Source organism: Microbacterium sp. NPDC055683 (genome assembly GCF_053617895.1).
The window spans coordinates 60,085-81,828 of sequence record NZ_JBSHGQ010000011.1 but is presented as its reverse complement, the minus strand read 5'-3'; the positions used below and the strand labels follow the sequence as shown (position 1 = coordinate 81,828).

Here is a 21,744-nt window from a genome sequence, read left to right as displayed (position 1 = left end):
TCCCCCGAGGGCTGTCGATGCGTCCATCCTCGCATCCGCCCGCGTCGCGGCGAGCCAGGCGCCGCCGGAGCGCCGCCTCTCAGCAGTAGACGTCGACGACGCGCACGGGCGTCTCGCGGATCATCGGGGTCGACGTGACGTCGAGCTCGGGGGCGTCGACCCCTTCCGCGCGGAAGCGCACCGACACCTCGTCGGACGCCCCCGCCGCGAGAGCCACGCCGATCGTCACGACCGTGCGCCCGTCGTAGCGGCCGATCTCGAGGTCGTCGAGCGCGATCCGCGCGGCACCCTGGCGCACGCCGTCGACCGCGAACCCTGGCGGGGCGACGACGTCGACGCGCGTGACGGTCGTGCCCTCGGGCAGCTCGGCGTGCTGCAGCGCCTCGGGGAGGCCCTCGGCAGGCACGGACGACACGAGCGACGCCGTCACGGTGATGGCCGTCTCGTCGGCCTGGCAGCGGTCGGCGGCGACTTCGACCGTCGCATCCAGCCGCGCGTCGAGCTTGAGACCCGTGAGGTCGTTGAACGCGACGGCCACGTCGCTCTCGCGCACCTCGTTCTCGAGCTCGCCGGCCAGCCCCGTCCTCTCCACGAGTCGCTGCTCGGCGGCGTCGGCCGACCAGATCGAGAAGCGGCCCTGCTGCGCCGATTCCGCGAGGGCGGCGACGAGGGGCGGGAGCGGTGCCTGGCCGTTGACGACGGCGAGGAAGATCGACGAGCTCGCCCCCGCGTAGAAGGCGTCGTGCTCGAACGGGTCCGGATAGCGCTCGTAGACGTCCCACAGCAGCGTCTCGGCCGCGTTCTCGGACGTGAGCTCCGTGCCGTCCGACAGGGTCACGGGGCCCGTCGCCGCGAGCAGGTTCCCGAGGGCGACGGGGTCGAACGACAGCACGCCGTCGACGGCGTCGCCCGTGACCTGCTCCCAGCGCGTCGCGACGACCTGCGCCGTCGTCGCGAAGTCGAACGCCATCGCGGCGTGGTCGACGCTCGTCGCGGCCCCCTGGCCGAACAGCGCCACGGTCTCGCCGTCGACCGCCTCGATCTCGTCGTCGGCTGGCTCCCGCAGCTCGGCGGCGTCGACCGCCGGCGCGATCTCGATGCGACCGCCGTCGACCGTGAGCTCGGCGAACGCCGTGAGGGCGCCGCCGTGGGTGCGCAGCTCGGCGTTGTTGGGGAAGACGAGCACGTAGCGCCGCTCCCCCTCCGCGCCGAGAGCGGCCGGCAGCACGTCGGCCGCCGTCGCGAGCCCGTCGACGATGTCGCCCACGCGGGCGAGCTGGTCGCGCAGCTGGGTGACGGGAGCGGCCACGGGACCGATGAGAGCCGAGGTGTCGATGCCGTCCAGCACCTCGCGCGCGGCGTCGATCGTCGCGTCGGCGTCGCGCACGGAGGGGGCTGTCGCCGCGAGCGCCGCCAGATCGATCAGTCCGTCGACGGGGCGGAACGCCTCGATGTCGATGCCCGCGGCCTCGGCGACCGCTCCCTCCGCGACGGCGACGGCGAGATCGGCGGTCGCCGAGACGGCGCGGAGATTGGGCCCAGCGAGCGGGATGCGCTCGGCGGCGCGCCACAGGTCGTTGTCGACTGAGGCGGCGGCGTCGCGCGTGTGCCGGAGGAAGGCGTCGAGGTCGTCGTCGAGCGCCTCCCGGTCGTCGGAGACGATGTCGGCCTGGATGTCGGCGACGAGCGGCATGGCGCGCTGCAGCGCCGCCCGCGCGTTCGACGCGCTCACGAGGACGACGGCCGTGCACGCGGCGAGTGCGGCGACGACGAGCCCGACCGCGCTCCAGACGATCACGCGCCGCCGCAGCCGGCGGCGGCGGAGGTCGCGCGATCGAGGGGCGACGAGGGCGTTCACGACGTCGACGCGGGGTCGCCGTCGCGCACGGACGCGGCGGCCGGCTCCGCGGCGGGCCTCTCCGCGGCGGGACTCTCCGCCGCGGGCCTCTGTGCGGCGACCGGTGCCGCGGCGGCGGGCCGGCGCCTCGCCCGATCCTCCCGGCGGATGCGCGACGCCCATGCCTGGGCGGGCCGCTCGACCGCCCAGTACGTCGCCGACGCGGCCGCGACCGTCAGCAGCGCGACGACGACGACGTTCTGCGCCGCGCCGAGGGGGGTCTCGCCCGCGAACCAGCCGAGCCGGGTGACGACGATGAGCACGGGATAGTGCCAGAGGTATGCGCTCAGCGAGATGACGCCGAGGTAGTGCAGGGGCTGCACGTCGAAGGCGCGCGCGAGCCGCGAGACGCCGCCCGCGTGGGTCGGCAGGAGGAGGAAGAGCACGAGCGCCGCCGAGAACAGGCCGAAGGCGGCGCTGATGAAGCGCGGGGCCGTCGCCATGCACACGGCGGTGAGGGCGAGGCCCGCGAGGCCGACGACCACGCACAGCAGCCGCAGGGGCAGCCGCCCGATGCGGATGTCGGCCCCGGATTTCACGGCGAGGAAGAGCACGACGGCGATCATGCCGAGCCCGAAGTTGTCGCTCCAGACGAGCAGGCTGCGGCTGAAGACGCCGAGGGGGTTGTCGCCCCACTCCGCCTCGAGGATGCCCATGCCCGACGCCTTCTCGATCACAAGGCCGACGACGCGCGCGACGATGCCGATCGCGAGGAGCGCGATCGCGGGCAGCAGCGCCGCGGTGAGGCGCCCGACGCCGCGCCGTGCGACGAGCCACGCCGCACCCGCCGCGAGGAGCGGGAGCAGCGCGTAGAACGTCAGCTCGACCGTGAGGGTCCACGACGGGTTGAGCCCCGTCTGCAGCTCGCTCGGCAGGTAGTTCTGCAGCACGGTCATGTGCAGGAGCACCCGCAGCGGGTCGTGGATGCCGCCCGTGCCGGCGTCGGAGTAGTGCTCGAGCGACAGGGTCGCGTTGGTCACGTACACGGCCGACAGCAGGACGGCCGAGAGGAGGAAGATCGCGAGGTAGCCGGGGTACACGCGCAGCAGGCGCGACGTGACGTACACCTTCAGCGACGGCTGCGGGCGGTCGCGCAGGAGGGCGGCGGCGAACGGCCAGTAGATGAGGAACCCCGACATGACGAAGAAGACGACGATCGCCTGCCCGAAGATGTCGAAGCGCACCGTGGAGAGCACGACGGGGTTGAGGGCTCCCATGACGTGCACCGTGATGACGCACAGCAGCAGGATGCCGCGCAGGCCGTCGAGGCCGACGAGGCGGTCGGTTTTCTGGGCAGCGGCGGCGCTCATGCGGACTGCTCCTCTCGGATGGCGGGGGCGGAGATCGGGACGGGTTCCGAGCGCGCGGGGATGGTCGCGACGACGTCCTGCGCGCGCTGGACGAAGACGAGGAAGAAGGCGAAGGCCGCGGTCACGGGCGGGATGGTGATGACGGGGAAGTCGAGCTGGAGCGCGATGGCGGTGAAGCCGATGAACCCCGCGCCGACGAAGCCCGCGCGGGGGTCGTGGCTGCGCAGCTGCCGCAGCGACGTCGCGAGGCCGTAGAGCAGCACGGCGCAGAACGCGAGGCCGACGAGCAGGCCGCCGCGGTAGACGGCGAGGAGCGGGGCGTTGGCGACGTGGTTGACGCTGATGCCGACGGCGCCGTCGCGGAACTCGATGCGCCCCCAGCCGAGTCCGAAGAGCCACGCGCCCTCCATGTGCTTGGGGAAGTCGCGCAGCGCATCGGAGCGCGCGGACGAGCCCACGTCGCCCGCGCCGAAGGAGTCGAAGATGCGGTCCTGGACGCTGGGCACGGCGAGGAGCACGGCGGCGCCCGCCGCCGCGAGCATCACGAGGCCGGCCTTGGGCCCGAACCGGTCGCGCTGGAAGAGGATGTACACGGCGAACGCGACGACGACCGCGCCGAGCGCGGCACGGCTGAGCGTGAGGACGAGGGCCGCGACGAGGATGCCGGCGAAGACGACGCGCCACACGCCGCCGTAGAGCGCGAGCGCGAGGATGAACGCGACGAAGAGGAAGATGCCGCCGGCGTTCGGGTCGACGTACGTGCCGGTCATCCGCACGGTCATGGTGCCGCCGTCGACGACGTAGCGGAGGTTGTCCTCGCCGCTCGTGCCGTATCCGAGGAACGACAGCATCGCGAGGCTCGAGCCGCTCCGGTCGAAGGCGAGCAGCGCGAGGCCGTATGCGCCGGCGAGCACGGAGCCCACGACGTAGGCGCGGCCCATGGTGCGCAGCGCCTCAGGCTGCAGACGCAGGGCCGAGACGGTCGTCGACGTGGCGATGAGCCACTTGGCGAACTCGGTCACGTCGTACTGGGTCGACAGCGTGATGACGACCGACAGCGCGGAGAAGACGACGAGCGCGAGGACGAGCCAGTCCATGGGCAGCAGGCGCTCGGAGCGCCCGGCGGGCAGCTGCACGACCGCGGTGACGCCGATGAGCAGCCCCATCATCAGCACGAGCGGCAGCGGCGACGACGGCAGCACGCCGAACGGCACGGCCGCGAGCAGGAAGGCGTACGCCGTCATGATCCACAGCGGACGGCGCAGCGCGACCCAGATGCCCAGCGGAAGGCCCGTCAGGAGCAGCGCCGCGAGCCGCACGAGCTCGTTCGCGTCGCTCGCGAGGGCCGCGCCGAGCACGGGTGCGACGAGCGCCAGCAGCAGGATCACGACCCTCATGCGGCGAGCCACTCCTCGATGCGGCGGTGGGGCACGCGGTCGTCCCAGCGCGAGCGGTTGACCTCGTAGAGCCGGTCGCTCTCGCGCACGGCCGCGTCGCGGTCGAGCAGCATCCGCCGACAGCTCTGCACGAACTGCTCCCGTTCGTCGGCGACGGGGATGCCGAAGATGTCGGTGTGCGAGCCGAGCGCGGCCGCAGTGCCGACGACGGGGAGTCCGCGGCTCGCCGACTCGAGCAGCTTGACGCGCACGCCGCCTCCCGTGAGAACGGGCGCGACGAGCGCTCGCGCCGACTCGAGCACGGCGTCGAGGTCGTCGGCGAAGCCGATGTCGGTCATCCCGTCGGGCAGCGCGCGCGGTCCGTCGCCCGCGCGGCGCTTGCCGACGACGACGAGCTCGGCCCCGGGGATGCCGCGGGCGATGTCGGGCCACCACTGCGCGATGAGCTCGAACGCCTCGTGGTTCGGCGGCCACGTGCGGTCGCCGAGGAAGACGAGCCGCGTGCCGGTGCCCGCGACGGGCGCCTGCGCGGCGGGGGGCAGGGTGAGGTCGAGCCATGAGACCCGCGGGACGCCGCGCGACCGGTACATCTCGGCCTCGTCGCTGTCGTACACCCCCACGGACACGGCGGCGCGCGCCGTGCGCACCTCGTCGGCGAGGATGCGTACGGCCTCGAGGCGCCCCGGCACCCCGCGGATCTCACGGAAGATGAGCGACTCGGAGTTGACGGTGTTGAGGTAGAGGGGCGTGCGCCCGCGGTGAGCCGAGCGGAGGAACGACTCCGTCATGTAGTTGTGCTCGGCGACGAAGAGGTCGGGCTCGCGCCGCTCGATCTCGGCGCGCAGGGCAGGCACGTCGAATCGCTCGTGCACGGTGCTGCGGCGGTTCAGCAGGCTGCGCGCGACGAGCCGGGGCGCCGCGACGGGCGGCTTGGCGATGCGGGTGACGTCGGCGTCGGGCGAGGGCTCCGGTCTCCGCGAGAGCGCGATGGAGTCGACCGACATCGATTCGCGCGCGATCCGCATGACGAGCCGCGACAGCGCGATGTCGCCGCCGTGGTCGACGGTGGGGTCCTTCGCGAGCAGGAAGGTGGCGCGTCTCACTGCGGTGTCCTCTCGGGCGGCGGGGTGGGGGCGTCGACGGGAAGGGCGGGGGCGTCCACGCGCGGGGCGGGGTCGAGGACGGAGGGGGCGGGGTCGAGGACGGAGGGGGCGGGGTCGAGGACGGACGGCGCGGGGTCGACGTCCGCGGGGATCGGCGGGGCGCCGGCGGCGACGGGCTCGACGGGCGCGGCGAAGACGACGGGCTCCGCGGCCGGGGCCGGTTCGGGGGCCGGGGCCGGGCCCGGGGTCCACGCGCGCACGACGCGCAGGTACCAGACGACGAGGACGACCTCGGCGACGACGCAGGCGACCGCCGCGCCGATCGCCCCGGCCTCCGCGAGGAGCGCGACGAGGCCGAGCTTCACGGCGGCGGCCGTCCAGCCGGCCGCGACGCGGTGGCCGTCCTGGTGCTGCACGTAGAGGATCGTGGTGAGGATGAGCGCGAGCGCGTGCAGGGCCACGAACACGCCCATGATGAGCAGCACCACGCCGAGGCCCGTCCACGGGTTCGGCACGACCGAGAGCACGAGGCCGACGATGCTCGTGCCCCCGCCGAGGCCGAGGCACACGATCGCGATCACGCGGGCGCTCGGCCCCGCCTTCGGGTCGCCGCCGGCCTCGCGGAGGCGCTCGTGGTAGGTCTGCACGAACATCTGCGCCACCGTCGTCGCCGCGAGGGCGAGCACCGAGGCGAGGGAGAAGACGCCGGCGATCTCCTCTGTCGTGAGGAGGCCCAGGAGCAGGATGTCGCCCTGGAGGTACACGGCGAGGGCGCCGGCGTCGAGCCACAGCAGGCCCATCTCGCGCGGCCGCCCGGGCACGGCGGGCCGAGCGCCGCGCGCCGTCCACAGTGCGAGGGCGCACACGACGAGGTAGGGCGTCGCGTAGAGGAGCATGGCGACCGCGAGCTCCGCTCCTGGCGCGAGCACGAGGTACCCGCCCGCCACGAGGATCGACGCCGCCTGCCGGGCGGCGTCGCGCCGCATGACGACGTGGGGATGCCCCTCGCGGAGGCTGCGGCTCTTGAGGGCGTTGAAGGAGATCTCCCCGCCCGCGATGAAGAGCGCGAACCCGATGGACGGCGACAGCGCGAAGACGGCGGCCCCCGCGGCGAAGAGTCCTCCGCCGACGAGGGCGCGCGTGATCCGCTCGGCGCGGAACCGCTCGTCGTCGACGCGCAGCGCCCGGACGAGGAAGATGTTGTCGACGGGCGCGGCGATGATCGCCGAGACGGCGTAGGCCATCGCGTACACGCCGTAGTCGCCGATGCCGAGCTGCGCGATGAGCAGCAGCGTCCACAGCAGCCCGATGACGCGGCCGAAGACGACCCACCCCGAGGCGAGGCCGGCGCGCAGCAGGTGCGGGTTCCGCAGCAGGGCGAGCAGCTTCACGAGCTCCTCCAGAGCGCGAGGTAGTCGTCGACGACCCGCTCGGCGGAGCGCGACATGCGCAGCGCGCAGGCGCCCGCCGCGAGCGCCGCGAGGCGCTCGTCGTCGTCGACGAGGGCGTTCGCCGCTCGCGCGAGGTCGGCGCCGTCCCCGTCGACGACGACGGCGCAGCCATCCGCCTCGAGCTCGCGGAGCGAGCCCTGCGCACGCGCGATGACGGGCGTGCCGTAGGCGATGGCGCGCGACACCGTGCTGGCGGCCGGCACCGCCTCGAGACCGTAGATGCGCCGCGCGACGTACGGCACGACGAGCGCGCGGATCGAGGTGAAGAACGCGTCCTCGTCGGCGCCGTTCACCTCGCCCAGCACCTCGACGCCGTCGATGGGCGGCAGCTGCTCGGTGCCGCGCCCCGCGACCCGGATCGCGATGGAGGGGTCGAGGTGCGCGCGCAGCTCCGCGAGGCTGTCGAAGCCCTTGCCGCGGTAGACGTAGCCGAACAGCCCCACGGCGCGCGGTCGCTCCGACACGGGGGTCGCCTCGTCGCGCTCGGGCACGAACAGCGACGAGGCCCGCACCTCCGAGCGCGTCATGAGACCGCGCAGGTGGTCGGCGCCCGTGCGGCTGAGCGCGAACAGCGTGCGCCCGGCGTTGACGCGGCGCTCGAGCCGCGCCGTGAGGCCCTTGATCGGATAGTGGATGCCGTGGCTCAGCAGCCGCCTCGACGCCACGAACCGCGTGCGGAACGGCCACCACACGGCGAGGGGAGGATCGTGCACGGTCGAGGTGACCGTGACGCCGTCGAGCCCGTACGGCCCCCAGAACGGCAGCATCTCGCCGCCCGACTGCTCGGTGTGCACGATGACGGGCCCCGCCGTCTCCGCGACGATGCCGCGCACCCGGCGTCGGCCCGCCCGCAGGCCGCGCACCGTGTCGGTGCCGGGGCCGTCTGTGCGGATCTCGACGACGCGGCCGACATGCGGGCGGACGACGTCGATGAACTCGTCGGCGTAGTCGCCCACGCCGCTGCGACCGGAGCGGGGGGCGATGTAGACGAGCGTCGCGGAGGAGAGGTCCATCAGAAGAACGGCGGGCGGTAGCTGGGGCTGTACGCGAGCTTCGACTCGCGCTGGGCGCGGACCTTGGCCGGCACGCCCGCGGCGATCTCCATCTCCCCGATGTCCGAGGTCACGAGCGACTGGGCGCCCACGACGGCGCCGCGGCCGATCGTCACGTCGGGCAGCACCGTCACGCGGCTCGCGATCCAGGCGTGGTCGCCGATGACGATGGGCTTGAGGGAGTAGTCGAAGGTGTCGGAATGCGGGTCGTGGCTCCCGGTGATGAAGTGCACGTCGCTCGCGATGACGACGGAGTCGCCGATCGTGAGCCCGCCGCGCGCGTCGAGCAGGCAGCGGAAGGCGATCACGACGTCGTCGCCGATGTCGATGCGGTCGATGCCGAGCACGGTGGTTCCGCGGAAGATCCCGGAGCGCTTGCCGATCTTCGCGCCGAACAGGCGCAGCGTTCCGAGGCGCAGGGCGTGTCCGGGCAGATGGGTGATGAAGAAGTTGAAGAAGACGACGCCGAGCCGGTCCCAGATGCGGCGGGCCGTGGACGGCGCGTACTGCGGGTCGATCTCTTGCACGGGCTGATCCGTTCTCGCGGGGGCGGTCAGAAGAACTTGGGGCGGTAGACGGGGCGGTACGACAGGTTCGACCGCCGGTCGGCGATGTGCTTCGCGGGGATGCCTGCGGCGATCGTGCGCTCCGGCACGTCCTTGCGCACGAGCGAGCACGCGCCGATGACGGCGCCGCGCCCGATGTCCACGTTCGCGAGCACCATCGACCGGCTCGCGATCCAGGCGTGATCGCCGACCGTGATGGGCGCGAGGATGTACGAGAAGTCGTCCGAGTTCGGCAGGTGGTGGCCGGCGATGAAGTGGACGTCGCTGGCGATCACGACGGAGTCGCCGATCGTCAGCCCGCCGCGGGCGTCGAGCAGGCAGCGGAAGCCGATCACGCTCGCGTCGCCGATGTCGATCCCCCTGATCCCCAGCACCGTGGTCCCCCGGAAGATCGCGCTGTCCTTCCCGATGCGCGCTCCCCACAGGCGCAGCATCGCCTGCCGGAAGCGGTGCGAGGGGACGTGCGTGAAGACGAAGTTGTAGAGCACCTCGCCGAAGTGCACCCACACGGCGTGCAGCTTGGTCCGCACCTTGTTCATGCCTTCTCCCTGATCCGTTCGATGGGCGTGGGGGTCGATGCGAGCCCGGCGTCGCGGGGCGCGACGCCGACGACGGCGATGCCGCGCAGCGTGCCGGCCGGCGCGAGTGCGCGGACGGCCGCCTGGAGCGCCCCTCGTGTCGTGCGTCCGACGCGCGCGACGAGCACGACGTCGGAGACGTGGCGGGCGAGCTCGCGCGTCGATGCGCGGTCGTGGACGGCTCCTCCGTCCACGACGACCTCGTCGTGATCGAGCGCCGCCTGCTCCAGGACGGCGGCCAGCACCTCGGCGTCGAGGAACGCGGCGGCGCCGGCGGGGAGCCGGCCCGTCGTGAGGGTGCGGACGGCGGCGCTCCCCCGCCAGGCGCGGACGGCGGTCTCGAGGGGCTGCTCGCCCATGACGACGTCGACGAGCCCGCCGGCATCATCCGCGGCGTCCGCGCCTGCGGGCGTGGAGCGTCGGAGGTCGGCGTCGATGAGCAGCGCCGCCGCGCCCGTGCGCGACGCGGCGAGCACGAGCCCGGCCGCGACGGTCGACGCTCCCTGCCCGCGCTCGACGCCGAGCACGAGCGTGACGCGACGCGCGGGCCCGGGCGCGGCGTAGCGCGCGGACCAGCGCAGGGCGTCGACGCCGGCCGCGACGGGGCCGTCTCCGTCGCCCGCGGCGTCGACGGGATCGCGGCGGCGCACGACGGGGAGGATGCCCAGCACGGGCACGCCGGAGGCCCTGCGGACGTCGGCGACCGAGCGGATGCGCCCGTCGAAGCTCTCGAGGAGCAGCAGCGCCCCGAGACCCAGCAGGCCGCCCGCGAGGGCTCCCTGGCCGAGCGAGGGCCAGAGCAGCGGATAGGCCGCCGCCGACGGCACCGTCGGCTCGCGGACGACGACGACGGAGAGGGCGCTTCCCTCGCCCGTCATGGCGGACTCGAGCTGCAGCTCGATGACGTCGGCGAGCTGCTGCGCGACGGCGCCGGCGATCTCGGGCGCCTCGGTGTTGAAGGGGCTCGACGCCGTGATCTCGATCATCATCGCGTCGACGAGCGGGGTCGCGACGACGCGCTCCGCGAGCGCGTCGGGGGTCGTGTCGAGATCGAGCTCGTTGATGACGGCCTGCAGCACCACGGGGGTCGACACGATCTCCGCGTAGCTGAGCAGCCGCTGCTGCGCGTAGACCGACACCGCCAGCTCTCCCAGCGGCGTCTCCGCGCCCTGGACCGTGAAGGCGACGGTCGCGTGCGCGTCGAAGCGCGGCGTCGAGAGCGCGGCGGTCGCGAACCCTCCGAGCATCCCGAGCAGGAGGAAGACGGGCAGCACCCAGGCGCGGCGGCGCACGGCGCCGAGGGCGTGCAGGATGCGCGCCATCATGTCGCCGTCACCTCCGCGACGACGCGCCGCAGCTCGTCGGCGAAGCGCGCCTCCGAGAAGCGCTCTCCCGTGGCGAGGATGGCCCCCTCGTCCCAGTCGCGCTCCTCCAGCTCGTCGATCGCCCGTACGATGAGGCCGGGCTCCGGCTCATCGAAGTAGACCCCGGTCTCGCCCTCGCGCACGGTGTCGAGGAACCCGCCCCAGCGCAGCACGGCGCTCGGCCGTCCGAAGGCGGCGGCCTCGATGGGCGTCAGCCCGAAGTCCTCGTAGCTCGCCGCGACGACGCCGCGGCTCACGGCGTAGAGCCAGCGCAGCTGCGCGTCGGAGAGGTCCTTGACCATCCGGACGTTCCCGGTCGCCAGGGCGCGCAGGCGTGCTTCCTCCGGGCCGCGGCCGACGACGACGAGCCGCCGGTCGGGCATGCGGGCGAACGCCTCGATGACACGGTCGACGTTCTTGTACGGCAGCAGCCGCGACACGCACAGGTACGCGCCCGGCTCGATGCCGTCCACCGGCTCGAGCGCTCCCGCCACGTCGGTGGAGTGGGGGGCGGGGACGATCCGCGCGTCGCGCGCATAGGCGTCGCGGATGCGGCCCTGCACGACGGTCGAGATCGCAAGGTAGCGGTCGGCGGTCGCGGCGGCGCGGCGGTCCCACGTGCGCAGGGCGCCGCCGGCGAGCGAGAGGACGGCGCGCTTGAGCGTCCCCGAGTCGCCGAGATACGCGTCGGTCTGGTACAGCCAGCGCGCCGGCGAATAGCAGTAGACGATCTTCCGCCCCGTCGTCGGGAAGCCGTGCGCCCATCCGCTGCTGCTCGCCAACACGACGTCGGCAGGGACGCGCAGCCGGCTCGCCGCGAACGGCAGCGCCAGCAGGGCGCTGCGGTGGTCGCGGCGGAGCCTGCCGATGCGATTGAGCGGCGAGACGCGCACGTCGAGCTCGCGGAACTCGGGAAAGGTCCCCGCGGGGTCGTAGAGCGTCGTGTAGATGGGCGCCCCGGGGAACGCCCTCGCCATCGACAGCACGACCCGCTCGGCGCCGCCGCGCTGGGTGAGGTAGTCGTGGGCGATCGCGATTCGCGGCTCCGCGGGCATGTCGTCGCTCAGCTCTCGCGCGAGCTCGCGCCCTCGTACGCGTACCCGTACGACCCGTAGGCGTCGGGGCCGCGCGTGGCGAGCATGTTGACGACGATGCCGAAGATGTGCGCCCGGATGCTCTCGAGGTTGTGGAGCGCGTGCGTCAGCTGCGTCGTGCGCGTGCGGCCGACGGCGCACACGACGAGGGCGCCGTCGGCGACCTTGCTGAGGACGGCGGCGTCGGTGACGGGCAGGAGCGGGGGCGCGTCGATGACGATCTGGTCGAACTCGCCGCGCAGCTCGGTCAGGAGGTCCTCCAGCGCCTTCGAGCTCAGCAGCTCGCTCGGGTTGGGAGGCCGCGTGCCGGCCGCGAGCACCGCGAGCGAGTCGGATTCGCCCCACGGCTGCAGCACGTCGGCGAGCTCGGCCGATCCGACGAGCACGTCGCTGAGGCCCACGCCGCCCTCGATCCCGAGGTAGTCGGCGGTCTTGGGGCGCCGCAGATCGGCGTCGACGAGCAGCGTGAGCTTGCCGGCCTCGGCGAGCGCGATCGCGAGGTTCGCCGCCGTGGTCGTCTTCCCCTCGCCAGGGAGGGCCGAGGTCACGACGACGACGCGGTTGTCGGCGCCCAGGCTCGCGAACTGGAGGTTCGTGCGAAGCGAGCGGAAGGCCTCCGCGCGCGGGGCGAAGGCGTCGGCGTGCACGATGAGGGGCTGCTTGGCGGCCTCGGTGTCGAAGGTCATCCCGGCGAGGATCGGCACATCGGTGTGGCTCGTGACGTCGCGCTCGCTGTGGATGCGCGTGTCGAGCGTCTGACGGGCGAAGCCGACCGCGAGGCCCACCACCAGGCCGATGACGCCGCCGACGACGAGGTAGAGCGGGATGGACGGCGCCGACGGCGATTCCGGGGCGACGGCCCGCTTGACGAGCGCCAGGTTGACGAGGCTGTCCTCGTCGCCGACCTGGCTCTCGAGCTCGTCGACGACGACCGTGCGGAGGTTGTCGGCGACGGCGTTGGCGAGCTCCGCCGCGCGCTCGGGCGAGGCGTCTTCCGCCGTGATCTCGATGAGCACGGTGTCCGGCAGCACCCGGGCGGTGATCGCGCCCGCGAGCTCCTCGGCCGTCGTGTCGAGCTCGAGCTGCTCGATCACGGGGTCGAGCACGACGGGATCCGTCGCCACCGTGACGTACGACTGCATCCGCGCCTGGGTGTAGCTCGATCCCTGGAACGCCTCGACCGCCGACCCCACGGTCTGGGTCGCGACGAACAGCCGGGACGAGGCCTGGTACTGCGGCGTCGCCACGAGGGCGAGCCCCAGCGCGGCGGCGAGACCGAGGAGGACGGCGATCGTGATCGTGATCCACCGCCGTCGCAGGGTGTCGACGAATTCGCGCAGCTCCATCGGGTCAGGCCACCTCTTCCGAGAGTCGTCAGATCCGAGGGCGCACACGCGCGGGCTGGGTGCCCGGGCACATGCGGTGGACCCTCGAGAACGACCACGGGGGAGACGGTCGCGGCTCGAACACTACCGCACGGTTCGACCGGTATTTCGACCGCGGAGTTTCGCGAAGGTTTCGGCGAGCAGGGTGATCTCCTCGTCGATGCGATCCGCGGCGTCCCGGTACCCGGGCCGTTCCCCGCCGAACGGGTCGGCGATCTCCGTCGCGGCGGGGTCGTCGACGGGCGGGATCGTCCCCCGGCGGCGGGCGGCGGCTTCCGTCATACGACGCAACACGTCGGCGTCGTCGCCGTCCGACCGCCATTGCCCCGGCGGCCGCTCCGCGAGCGACGCCGCGAGGCGGGCGTACTCCGGAAGCGTGAACGCGCGGCGCAGGAGCCCCGGCACTCGACGCACCGCCGCCGTGCGCTGACCGCGCGTCATGGTGAGGACGAGGTCGGCGCGCGCCAGCAGCTCGTCGTCGAGCCCGCGGGGCGGCGAGTCGTCGACCGCTCCGCCGAGCCGCTCGATCTCCTCGCGGACGGCGGCCGGCTGCGACACGCCCGAGGCGGGTCGCGTGCCCGCGCTCTCGACGATGAGCGAGCCGGCGTCGACGACGGCGCCCAGGCGGTGCGCCAGCAGGCTCTCCGCGATGCGCGATCGGCACAGATTGCCGGTGCAGAGGACGAGGACGCGGAAGGGGCCGGTCGGGCCCTCCGCCTGCGAGCGGCGCAGCCGTTCGACGATCGAGGAGAGGGGCACCGGCTGATATTACGGTATCGTCCCGGCGGGGGCGCTCTTCGCGCCCGCTCCCCGATGCCGTCGCCGTCATCACGCCCCGACTCCCCGAAGGGACCGCCATGACCTCTGCTCGACGTGCCCGCATCGCCGTCACCGGCGCCGGAGGGTTCGTCGGCCGGCACGTGGTCGAGGTGGCGATGGCGCAGGGTCACGAAGTGGTCGCGATCGTCCGCTCCCCCCTCTCGAGCGCTGCTCTGGACGGCGTCGCGGACGAGGTCGTGATCGCCGACCTGGCCGCGGGGTGGCCCGACGTCGGCGCCGATGCGATCATCCATCTCGCGGGGCACGCGGCCGTCGGGGAGTCGTTCGACCATCCGCAGCGGTACATCGCCGACACGAGCGCGATGATGACGGCGCTGAGCGAATCGATGCTCGCCGCCCCCGATGCGCGCCGCCCCCGATGCGTCATCGTCTCGACGGGCGCCGTCTACGCATCGCCCGTCGACGACACCCCGCTCGACGAGGAGGCGCCGATCGCGCCGTCGTCGCCGTACGTCGTGAGCAAGATGCTCCTCGAGTTCCAGGCCGAGCACTATCGCCGCCGCGGACTCGACATGGTTGTGGCCCGGCCGTTCAACCACATCGGCCCCCGTCAGCGCAGCGGATTCCTCGTGCCCGATCTCATCGCCTCCCTGCAGGCGCTGCCCGAGGGGCAGCAGCTGCGGGTGGGCAACCTCGACACGCGCCGCGACTACTCCGACGTGAGGGATGTCGCGGCCGCGTACCTCATGCTCGCGCTCGCCCCGCGCCTCTCGCGCGCCGTCTACAACGTGTGCTCGGGCGTCTCGCGCTCCGGGCGGGAGATCCTCGCGCTCGTGTGCGCTGCGCTCGACCGCCCCGTGCCGCCGCTGCGGCTCGACTCCACGCGCATCCGCGCCACCGATCCGGCGGTGATCCGCGGCTCGGCCGACGCCATCCGCGATGAGCTCGGCTGGGCGCCGCGCGTTCCGCTCACGCAGACCCTCGCCGACCTCGTGTCCTCGTGGGAGACGGAGGCGGGGCCCCGCCGCTAGGCTCGTGCCGACCGGCCGACGACGCCCCGCTCCCCCGTCCAGAAGGAGCCCGATGCGCCGACTCACCCGCCTCGCCGCCGCCGGCGCCCTGCTCGCGCTGCTCGCCGCGTCGGGATGCGCCGGCGAACGGCCATCCGCGCTCCAGCTGCTCGACGAGGTCGCGGTGTACGACGCCGACGCGGCGCAGGTGCGCGTCGCGACGCCGACCGACGGGGTGTCCTACTCGCTGACGGACGCGGAGGGCGACACGGCGGCGTCGGGCGAGGCCCCTGCGCACGGCGGCGTCGCCGTCATCGACCTCTCGGAGGCGGGGCCGGGCTACTTCACCCTCACCGCGGACGACGGCACGGGCTTCCTCACCTCGAGCCTCGGCATCGTCGCCGACCTCGACGCCGCTCCGTCGCCCCGCTTCGGAACCACCGCCCACCCCTCGCTGCACGAGGGGGTCGACCAGACCGCCGCCGCCGTCGCGGTGGGGGCCGCCACGGTGCGCGTCGACTGGCGGTGGGAGGACGCGATCGAGGCGGACGGGCGGCTGACACCCGGCGACGACGTGGAGGGCGAGATCGCGCGCCTGCAGGCGCGGGGCATCACGCCGAACCTCGTGTTCGCGTACTACGGCGAGTGCGACGACGGCCGCACGCCGTCCACGCCGGAGTGCATCCAGGAGTACGTCGACTTCGTCGTCGAGGCGGCGCGCCACTACGGCACGGGTGTCGAGTACGGCGTGTACAACGAGTTCAACGCGACGACGACCACGAGCGCCTGCGGGACGACGGCGGCGTGCTACCTCGAGATCCTCGAGCCCACGGCCGCCGCCATCCGCGCGGCCGTCCCCGGCGCCATCGTGACGGGCCCCGCCCTCGGGGCGACCGACGGATGGTGGGACGTGGGAGGACCCGCGCGGGTGTGGTTCCAGGAGTTCGCGGATCTCGGGGGTCTCGCGCTCGTCGACCGGGTCACCGTGCACGCGTACTCGCTGACGACGCCGCCCGAGGGCAAGCAGGAGGCGGTCGTGCAGGCCGTGCGCGAGATCATGGCCGCCGCGAGCGTCGAGCGGCCGGTGGTGATGGAGGAGACGGGGTACACGACGACGGCGTCGGGTCTGCCGGAGGACGCGCAGGCGGCGTTCCTCGTGCGCGATGCGCTGCTCGTGCTCGCGGCGGGCGCGGAGCGGTACATGTACTACAACCTCGTCGACAACTGGGATCGACCGGAGGGCGGTGAGGCGAACTTCGGGATGTTCCGCCATGAGGACATCGCGCAGGGGACCCTCACGCCGAAGCCGGCCGGCATCGCGCACGCGGTGCTCGCCCGCCTCGTCGGCGCCGGTTCCGTCGTCGCCGTCGAGACGACGGCGGACCCCGATCTGCACGTCGTGCGCATCGACCAGCCCGACGGCTCGCAGGACCGGGTCGTGTGGTCGGTGGCGCGCGGCCATACGGTGACGGTCGAGGCGTCGACCGCGCTCGACATGTTCGGCACTCCCCTGTCGGGCGACCTCGACGCGATCGAGGTGGGCGGAACCCCGGTGATCCTGCGGGAGTCCGGAGCGGTCTCGCTCGTCGGTTAGCGATATATTCCCCGGTCCGCATAGCGAAACCACAGGGTTCCCCGACGAAACATCCCCGACCTCGGATACTGATATCTTCTGGCCAGAGCCGTCGCCCCCGAGACGGCCTGACCCGGACCCCCGTCCGAGATCGGACTCCCGATGTCCCGACCATCCCTCCTGCGCCGGATGCCCGTCCTCGCCCTCGCGGCCGCCCTCATCGCGGCCGCGCTCGTGCCCTTCTCGACGGCGCCGGCCGATGCGGCGAGCGCGCCCCGGATCACCGACCCGGTGACGATGTACGACGCGTCCTGGGTCGTGGTGACGTTCGCGTCGGCATCCACCACCGTGACGTACACGGCGAAGGACGAGAACGGCGCCGTCGCCGGCTCGGGGAGCGGCTGGGCGTACGGGGGGAAGGGCACGCTCGATCTCACGGCGCTCGGGCCGGGGTACTACGACCTCACCATCACGGATGCCGCGGGCTCGACGACGACGAGCATCGGCGTCGTCGCGCAGCTGAAGGCGTCGACCGACACCTCGCGCTTCGGCACCACGGCGCATCCCGACATCCACGCGGCCTCGGTCGACCAGACGGCCGCAGCCGACGCCGTGGGCGTCGCGACCGTGCGCGTCGACTGGCGCTGGGAGACCGCGTCGGTCACCCGCTCGGGCGTCACGCAGGACGCGAAGGTGACGAGCGAGGTCGACCGCCTGCTCGCCGCGGGCATCCGCCCCGTGCTCGTGCTCGCGTACTACGGATCGTGCGACGGCGGGAAGACGCCGTCGTCGCGCACGTGCATCGCCGCGTACGCCGACTTCGCCGCCAAGACCGCGCGGATCTACGGCACGCGCGTCGACTACGCCGTGTACAACGAGCCGAACGCCGCGACGAACACGAGCACGTGCGGGAAGACGCCCGCCTGCTACATCGCGCTCCTGAAGCCCGCCTACCAGGCCATCAAGGCCGCCGTGCCCGGTGCGACCGTGACGGGGCCCGCGGTGGGCGCCGCCGACGGCTGGTGGGACGAGGGCGGCCAGGCGCGCGCGTGGTTCGCCGAGTTCGCGGCGCTCGGCGGGCTCGCCTATGTCGACCAGGTCACGATCCACGCGTACACGCTCGCATCGACGCCCGAGGGCAAGGGCGAGAACGCCGTCCGCGCGGCGAAGGAGATCATGGCCAAGGCGGGTCGTGATCTTCCGCTCGTCGTCGAGGAGGCCGGCTACACCACGGCGACCGGCGGGCTGCCCGAGCACGCCGCCGGCGCCTTCCTCGTCCGCGACGCCGCCCTCGTCCTGGCCGCGGGAGCGACACGCTACATGCCGTACAACCTCATCGACGCGTGGAACGCGCCCGACAACGCCGCGGCGAACTTCGGCCTCTTCCATCACGAGGACGTCGCCTCGGGGTCGGTGTCGCCCAAGCACGCCGCCGTCACCATGGCCGTGCTGTCGCGGTTCGTGCAGAACGGCGTGCTCACGGTCGAGGAGACGGGGAACGACGACGTGCACTCCGTGAAGGTGACGTGGCCCGACGGCCGCGTCGGCCGCATCGTGTGGGCGGTCGCGCAGGCGCACGCGATCGCCATCGCCGACGGCGGCACCGTCACGGTGAAGGACGTCTACGGAGACGAGGCGTCGGCGACCGCCGTCGCGAACCTCACCGTGCTCGCCGTGGGCGGCCATCCCGTGTATCTCACGGGCACCGCTGCCGGCACCCTCCAGGTCCTGCAGTGACCCGATCGTAGGATGGGGGCATGCCTTCCCTCGACGTCGTCGTGCCCGTCTACGGCGGCTGGGAGCACGTCGAGCCCTGCCTCCGCGCGCTCGCGGCGCAGACCGTCGACGTCACCGTCATCGTCGTCGACGACCACTCCCCCGACGACAGCGCCGATCGCATCGCGGCGGCCTTCCCCGAGCTGACACTGCTGCGCAACACGCGCAACCGCGGCTTCGCGCACACCGCGAACCGCGGGATGGCGCATGGCGACGCGCCGTTCGTGATGCTCGTCAACAGCGACGTCGTCGCCGAGCCGACGCTCGCGGCGCAGGTGCTCGCGGCGTTCGACGAGGGAGGGGACGGGGTCGGGAGCGTCGCTCCGCTGCTCCTGCGTCCGGACGGCCGCATCGACTCCCTCGGGATCACCGCAGACGCGACGGCGGCGGGCTTCGTGCGCTACCACGGGGCGTCGCGCGCCTACCCCGAGACGCCGCCGCTCCTCGGGCCGTACGGCGCGGCGGCCGCGTACCGGCGGCGCGCCCTCGGCGAGGTGGGCCTTCTCGACGAGGGCATCTTCATGTACGGCGAGGAGCTCGACCTCGCGTTCCGGCTCCGCGCGGCCGGATGGCAGGCGGTCGGCCTCGACGAGCCGGGCGGCGTGCACATCGGCGGCGCGTCGGCGGGCGAGGGGTCACCGCGGCAGCGGTACCTGGCCGGGTTCGGGCGCGGCTACCTGATGCGGGCGTGGGGCGTCCTGCGCACGCGCCGCGCCGCCCGCGCCCTGCTCGTGGAGGCGATCGTGTGCCTGCGTCGCCTTCTCCTCCACCGCGACCTGAAGTCGCTCACGGGGCGCATCGCCGGATGGCGCGCTGCCCGCCGCGAGGTGCGACCCGACTTTCCGCTCGACGCGGTCGATCCGTCGATCGGCCTGCTGCTCTCGCTGCGGATGCGCGCGGAGTCGTACTGGGAGCGAGGCTGATGCGCGCCGCACGGGCGCTGCGCGACTCGCCGGTGCGGATGACCGGGGCGAGGCGCGGTGGCGGAGGCGCTCCCCAGTGCGGCGACGCTCGCCAGTGCGGATGTGCTCGCCAGTGCGGCGGCGCTCGCCAGTGCGGATGTGTCGATGTGCGCGCTCACATCCACTCGCCAGTGCGGATGTGCCCGGCGGGGCGACACCTCCCCGTCACTCGCCAGTGCGGATGTATTGATGTGCGCGCTCACATCCACTCGCCAGTGCGGATGTCCCGGGCGGGACGACGCTGATGTCGCTCGCCCGAAGGCTGCTGAGCTTCTCGACGATCCCGGCGGTGTCGGCGCTCGTCCCCTTCCTCATCCTCCCGATCGTCGCCAGGGCCGGCGACGACGCCTGGGTGGGCGTCGCCGTCGGGCAGTCGGTGGGCGGATTCTGCGCCCTCATCGTCGGGCTCGGCCTCAACATCGTCGGGCCGACCCTCGTCGCGTCGGCGCCCGCATCCGAACGCGCCGACCTGTTCGCGACGGGCACGCGGGCACGGCTCCTCGCCAGCGTGCCGGCCGCCGCGATCGCCGCCGTCGCCGCCGCATTGCTCGCCCCCGCGACAGAGACGGCGACGGCGGCCGTCATGGCCGTCGCGATCGCGCTCGGCGGGCTCTCCGCGAGCTGGTACCTCGTGGGAGTCGGGCGCCCGCTGCCGCTCATCGCGTACGAGCTCGCGCCGCGCGCCCTCGCGACCGCGGGAGGAGGCGTCGTCATCCTGCTGGGCGGCGAGGTGCTGTGGTATCCCGCGTTCCTCCTCACGGCCATCCTGGGCGGGCTGGGAGCGTTCGCCGTCTCCGTGATCCGCCCGAGTCGACTGCTCGGCGGCGGATGGCGCGGGTCGCTCGCGTTCGCCCGCGCCCACCTTCCCGCGGCGGCGACGGAGACCGTGAGCGGCGCGTACACATCGCTCGCCGTCACGCTCGTGACCGCGGGGACGACGACGGCCCAAGCCGCGGGATACGTGTCCGGCGACAAGCTGTTCCGGATGGGCCAGACCGTCATCGGCGCGCAGGGAAACGCGCTGCAGGGATGGGTCGTCGAAGACGGCATGGCCGTTCTCGGAGGCCGGGCGCGGCGTGCGCTCCTCATGCATGCCGTCCTCGGCATACTCGGCTTGGCGGCGTTCGCACTGCTCGGCCCCTGGCTCACGGGCGTGCTTTTCGCCGACCAGGCGATGGACGAGGCCACCGCCATCCTGTTCGGCGTCGCCGTGCTGTGCATCTCGCTCACGACCTCGCTCGGCCGCCACGCTCTCGTTCCCCTCGGCCGCACGAAGGCCGTGTTCGCGAGCGTCGTCGCGGGCGCTGTCGTCGGCGTGCCCACGACGCTCGCGCTCTCGGCGCTGTGGGGGTCGGTCGGCGGCGCGGCGGGGCTCGCATCCGCCGAGCTCGTCGTCCTCCTCGTGCAGGTCGCGCTGCTGGTCGGCGCCCGGAAGAAGGCGGCATGATGCGCATCCTCGTCGTGGTGCTCAACTGGAACGGCATCGCCGACACGGAGGAGTGCCTCGACGCGCTCTCGCGGCAGACGCAGCCGCACGACGTGCTCGTCGTCGACAACGGCTCGGGGCCGGACGACGTGCGGCGGCTGCGGGCGCGCGAGGGCGCGATGCGGCTGCGGCTCGAGCCGGAGAACCTCGGTTTCGCGGGCGGTGTGAACGTCGGCATCCGCCTCGCGCAGTACGAGGGCTACGACGCCGTCGCGCTCCTCAACAACGACGCGTTGCCAGAGCCCGGATGGCTCGCCGCGCTCGCGGCCACGCTGGAGGACGAGGATGCGTCGATCGTGACGGGCCTCCTCGTGCGGCGCTCCGACGACGCGGCTGTCGCCGGCACGATCGACACGGCGGGTGACGGGCTGAGCGTGTGGGGCATGCCGTACCCGCAGCACCGCGGCGAGCCGCGCGAGGCTGCGCCGGCCGCCGGCGAGGTGTTCTCCGCGAGCGGCGGCGCCTCGCTGTACCGCGTCGAGGTCTTCGACGCGATCGGACTCTTCGACGAGACGTTCTTCGCGTACTTCGAGGACATCGACGTCGGATTCCGCGCACGCCTCGCGGGGTACCGCATCGTCTACACGCCGGAGGCCGTCGCTCACCACCGCATCGGAGCGACGAGCGGGCGGATCCCGGGGTTCACCGTGCATCAGTCGTTCCAGAATCTGCCGCTGCTGCTCGTGAAGAACGTGCCGGCGGGGCTCCGCCGCATCGTGTGGCCGCGGTTCGCCCTGCTGTTCGCCCTGATGCTCGGGAAGGCCGTCGCGACGGGGTCGGGAGCGCACGCCATCCGCGGGGTGGTCGACGCCGGCCGCCTGCTGCCGCACGCGGTGCGCGAGCGGCGCCGCATCCAGGCCGAGGTCGTCGCCGACGTCGCGCCGCTGCTCCTGCGCGATCTGCCGCCCGAGCAGCACGGCATGCGACGGCTCCTGCGCGCTTTCCGTCGCTGACAGTGTG

At 73.3% G+C, this 21,744-nt stretch carries 18 protein-coding genes; 6 read left to right on the top strand and 12 right to left on the bottom strand.

From position 1 onward, the window contains the following. Positions 1 to 79: 79 nt before the first annotated feature. The 12 genes from ACWGPF_RS06630 to ACWGPF_RS06575 all read right to left on the bottom strand — a co-directional run bounded on the left by ACWGPF_RS06630 (position 80) and on the right by ACWGPF_RS06575 (position 13,956). Positions 80 to 1,858 (bottom strand): DUF4012 domain-containing protein, encoded by a 1,779-nt coding sequence (locus ACWGPF_RS06630; protein WP_452332077.1) that lies wholly within the window; start codon positions 1,856 to 1,858, stop codon positions 80 to 82. Further along, positions 1,855 to 3,207, bottom strand: a complete 1,353-nt coding sequence (locus ACWGPF_RS06625; RefSeq protein ID WP_452332076.1) for an acyltransferase family protein — start codon at positions 3,205 to 3,207, stop codon at positions 1,855 to 1,857. Before ACWGPF_RS06625 ends, ACWGPF_RS06630 begins: the two co-directional genes overlap by 4 nt. Continuing rightward, positions 3,204 to 4,604 carry an O-antigen ligase family protein gene (locus ACWGPF_RS06620; RefSeq protein WP_452332075.1) on the bottom strand — a complete coding sequence of 467 codons (1,401 nt, stop codon included), beginning with the start codon at positions 4,602 to 4,604 and terminating at the stop codon, positions 3,204 to 3,206. Before ACWGPF_RS06620 ends, ACWGPF_RS06625 begins: the two co-directional genes overlap by 4 nt. Next, positions 4,601 to 5,707: a glycosyltransferase gene (locus tag ACWGPF_RS06615; RefSeq protein ID WP_452332074.1), complete on the bottom strand. Its 1,107-nt coding sequence runs from the start codon at positions 5,705 to 5,707 to the stop codon at positions 4,601 to 4,603. The genes ACWGPF_RS06620 and ACWGPF_RS06615 overlap by 4 nt, the downstream gene beginning before the upstream one ends. Next, positions 5,704 to 7,098: a hypothetical protein gene (locus tag ACWGPF_RS06610; protein ID WP_452332073.1), complete on the bottom strand. Its 1,395-nt coding sequence runs from the start codon at positions 7,096 to 7,098 to the stop codon at positions 5,704 to 5,706. The genes ACWGPF_RS06615 and ACWGPF_RS06610 overlap by 4 nt, the downstream gene beginning before the upstream one ends. After that, positions 7,095 to 8,171, bottom strand: coding sequence for a glycosyltransferase (locus ACWGPF_RS06605; RefSeq protein ID WP_452332072.1), 1,077 nt, complete (start codon positions 8,169 to 8,171; stop codon positions 7,095 to 7,097). The genes ACWGPF_RS06610 and ACWGPF_RS06605 overlap by 4 nt, the downstream gene beginning before the upstream one ends. Continuing rightward, entirely contained in the window at positions 8,171 to 8,737 is a 567-nt protein-coding gene (locus ACWGPF_RS06600) for an acyltransferase (RefSeq protein ID WP_345439194.1), read from the bottom strand. Before ACWGPF_RS06600 ends, ACWGPF_RS06605 begins: the two co-directional genes overlap by 1 nt. Positions 8,738 to 8,763: 26 nt before the next feature. After that, positions 8,764 to 9,315, bottom strand: coding sequence for an acyltransferase (locus tag ACWGPF_RS06595; protein WP_452332071.1), 552 nt, complete (start codon positions 9,313 to 9,315; stop codon positions 8,764 to 8,766). Further along, a complete protein-coding gene (locus tag ACWGPF_RS06590; protein WP_452332070.1) occupies positions 9,312 to 10,679 on the bottom strand; it encodes a Wzz/FepE/Etk N-terminal domain-containing protein in 1,368 nt (455 codons plus the stop codon). Before ACWGPF_RS06590 ends, ACWGPF_RS06595 begins: the two co-directional genes overlap by 4 nt. After that, positions 10,676 to 11,773: a glycosyltransferase gene (locus ACWGPF_RS06585; RefSeq protein WP_452332069.1), complete on the bottom strand. Its 1,098-nt coding sequence runs from the start codon at positions 11,771 to 11,773 to the stop codon at positions 10,676 to 10,678. Before ACWGPF_RS06585 ends, ACWGPF_RS06590 begins: the two co-directional genes overlap by 4 nt. Before the next feature lie 8 nt (positions 11,774 to 11,781). Next, positions 11,782 to 13,158 carry a polysaccharide biosynthesis tyrosine autokinase gene (locus ACWGPF_RS06580; protein WP_452332068.1) on the bottom strand — a complete coding sequence of 459 codons (1,377 nt, stop codon included), beginning with the start codon at positions 13,156 to 13,158 and terminating at the stop codon, positions 11,782 to 11,784. A 123-nt stretch (positions 13,159 to 13,281) separates the two neighbouring features. Then, complete coding sequence (locus tag ACWGPF_RS06575) at positions 13,282 to 13,956, bottom strand: arsenate reductase/protein-tyrosine-phosphatase family protein (protein ID WP_452332067.1); 675 nt, start codon at positions 13,954 to 13,956, stop codon at positions 13,282 to 13,284. A gap of 98 nt (positions 13,957 to 14,054) precedes the next feature. On the opposite strand from ACWGPF_RS06575, the gene ACWGPF_RS06570 reads away from it, so the two are divergent. From ACWGPF_RS06570 to ACWGPF_RS06545, 6 genes are all read left to right on the top strand, one after another. Further along, the gene (locus ACWGPF_RS06570) at positions 14,055 to 15,008 is read left to right on the top strand and encodes an NAD-dependent epimerase/dehydratase family protein (RefSeq protein ID WP_452332066.1); all 954 of its coding nucleotides are present in this window, start codon (positions 14,055 to 14,057) and stop codon (positions 15,006 to 15,008) included. Positions 15,009 to 15,060: 52 nt separating this feature from the next. After that, the gene (locus tag ACWGPF_RS06565) at positions 15,061 to 16,581 is read left to right on the top strand and encodes a hypothetical protein (protein ID WP_452332065.1); all 1,521 of its coding nucleotides are present in this window, start codon (positions 15,061 to 15,063) and stop codon (positions 16,579 to 16,581) included. Positions 16,582 to 16,722: 141 nt separating this feature from the next. After that, a complete protein-coding gene (locus ACWGPF_RS06560) occupies positions 16,723 to 18,297 on the top strand; it encodes a hypothetical protein (protein WP_452332064.1) in 1,575 nt (524 codons plus the stop codon). Positions 18,298 to 18,317: 20 nt separating this feature from the next. Beyond that, entirely contained in the window at positions 18,318 to 19,259 is a 942-nt protein-coding gene (locus ACWGPF_RS06555; protein WP_452332063.1) for a glycosyltransferase family 2 protein, read from the top strand. 283 nt (positions 19,260 to 19,542) lie between these two features. Then, positions 19,543 to 20,745, top strand: a complete 1,203-nt coding sequence (locus ACWGPF_RS06550; RefSeq protein WP_452332062.1) for a polysaccharide biosynthesis protein — start codon at positions 19,543 to 19,545, stop codon at positions 20,743 to 20,745. Next, positions 20,742 to 21,737 carry a glycosyltransferase family 2 protein gene (locus tag ACWGPF_RS06545; protein WP_452332061.1) on the top strand — a complete coding sequence of 332 codons (996 nt, stop codon included), beginning with the start codon at positions 20,742 to 20,744 and terminating at the stop codon, positions 21,735 to 21,737. Before ACWGPF_RS06550 ends, ACWGPF_RS06545 begins: the two co-directional genes overlap by 4 nt. The last annotated feature ends 7 nt before the right edge of the window (positions 21,738 to 21,744 follow it).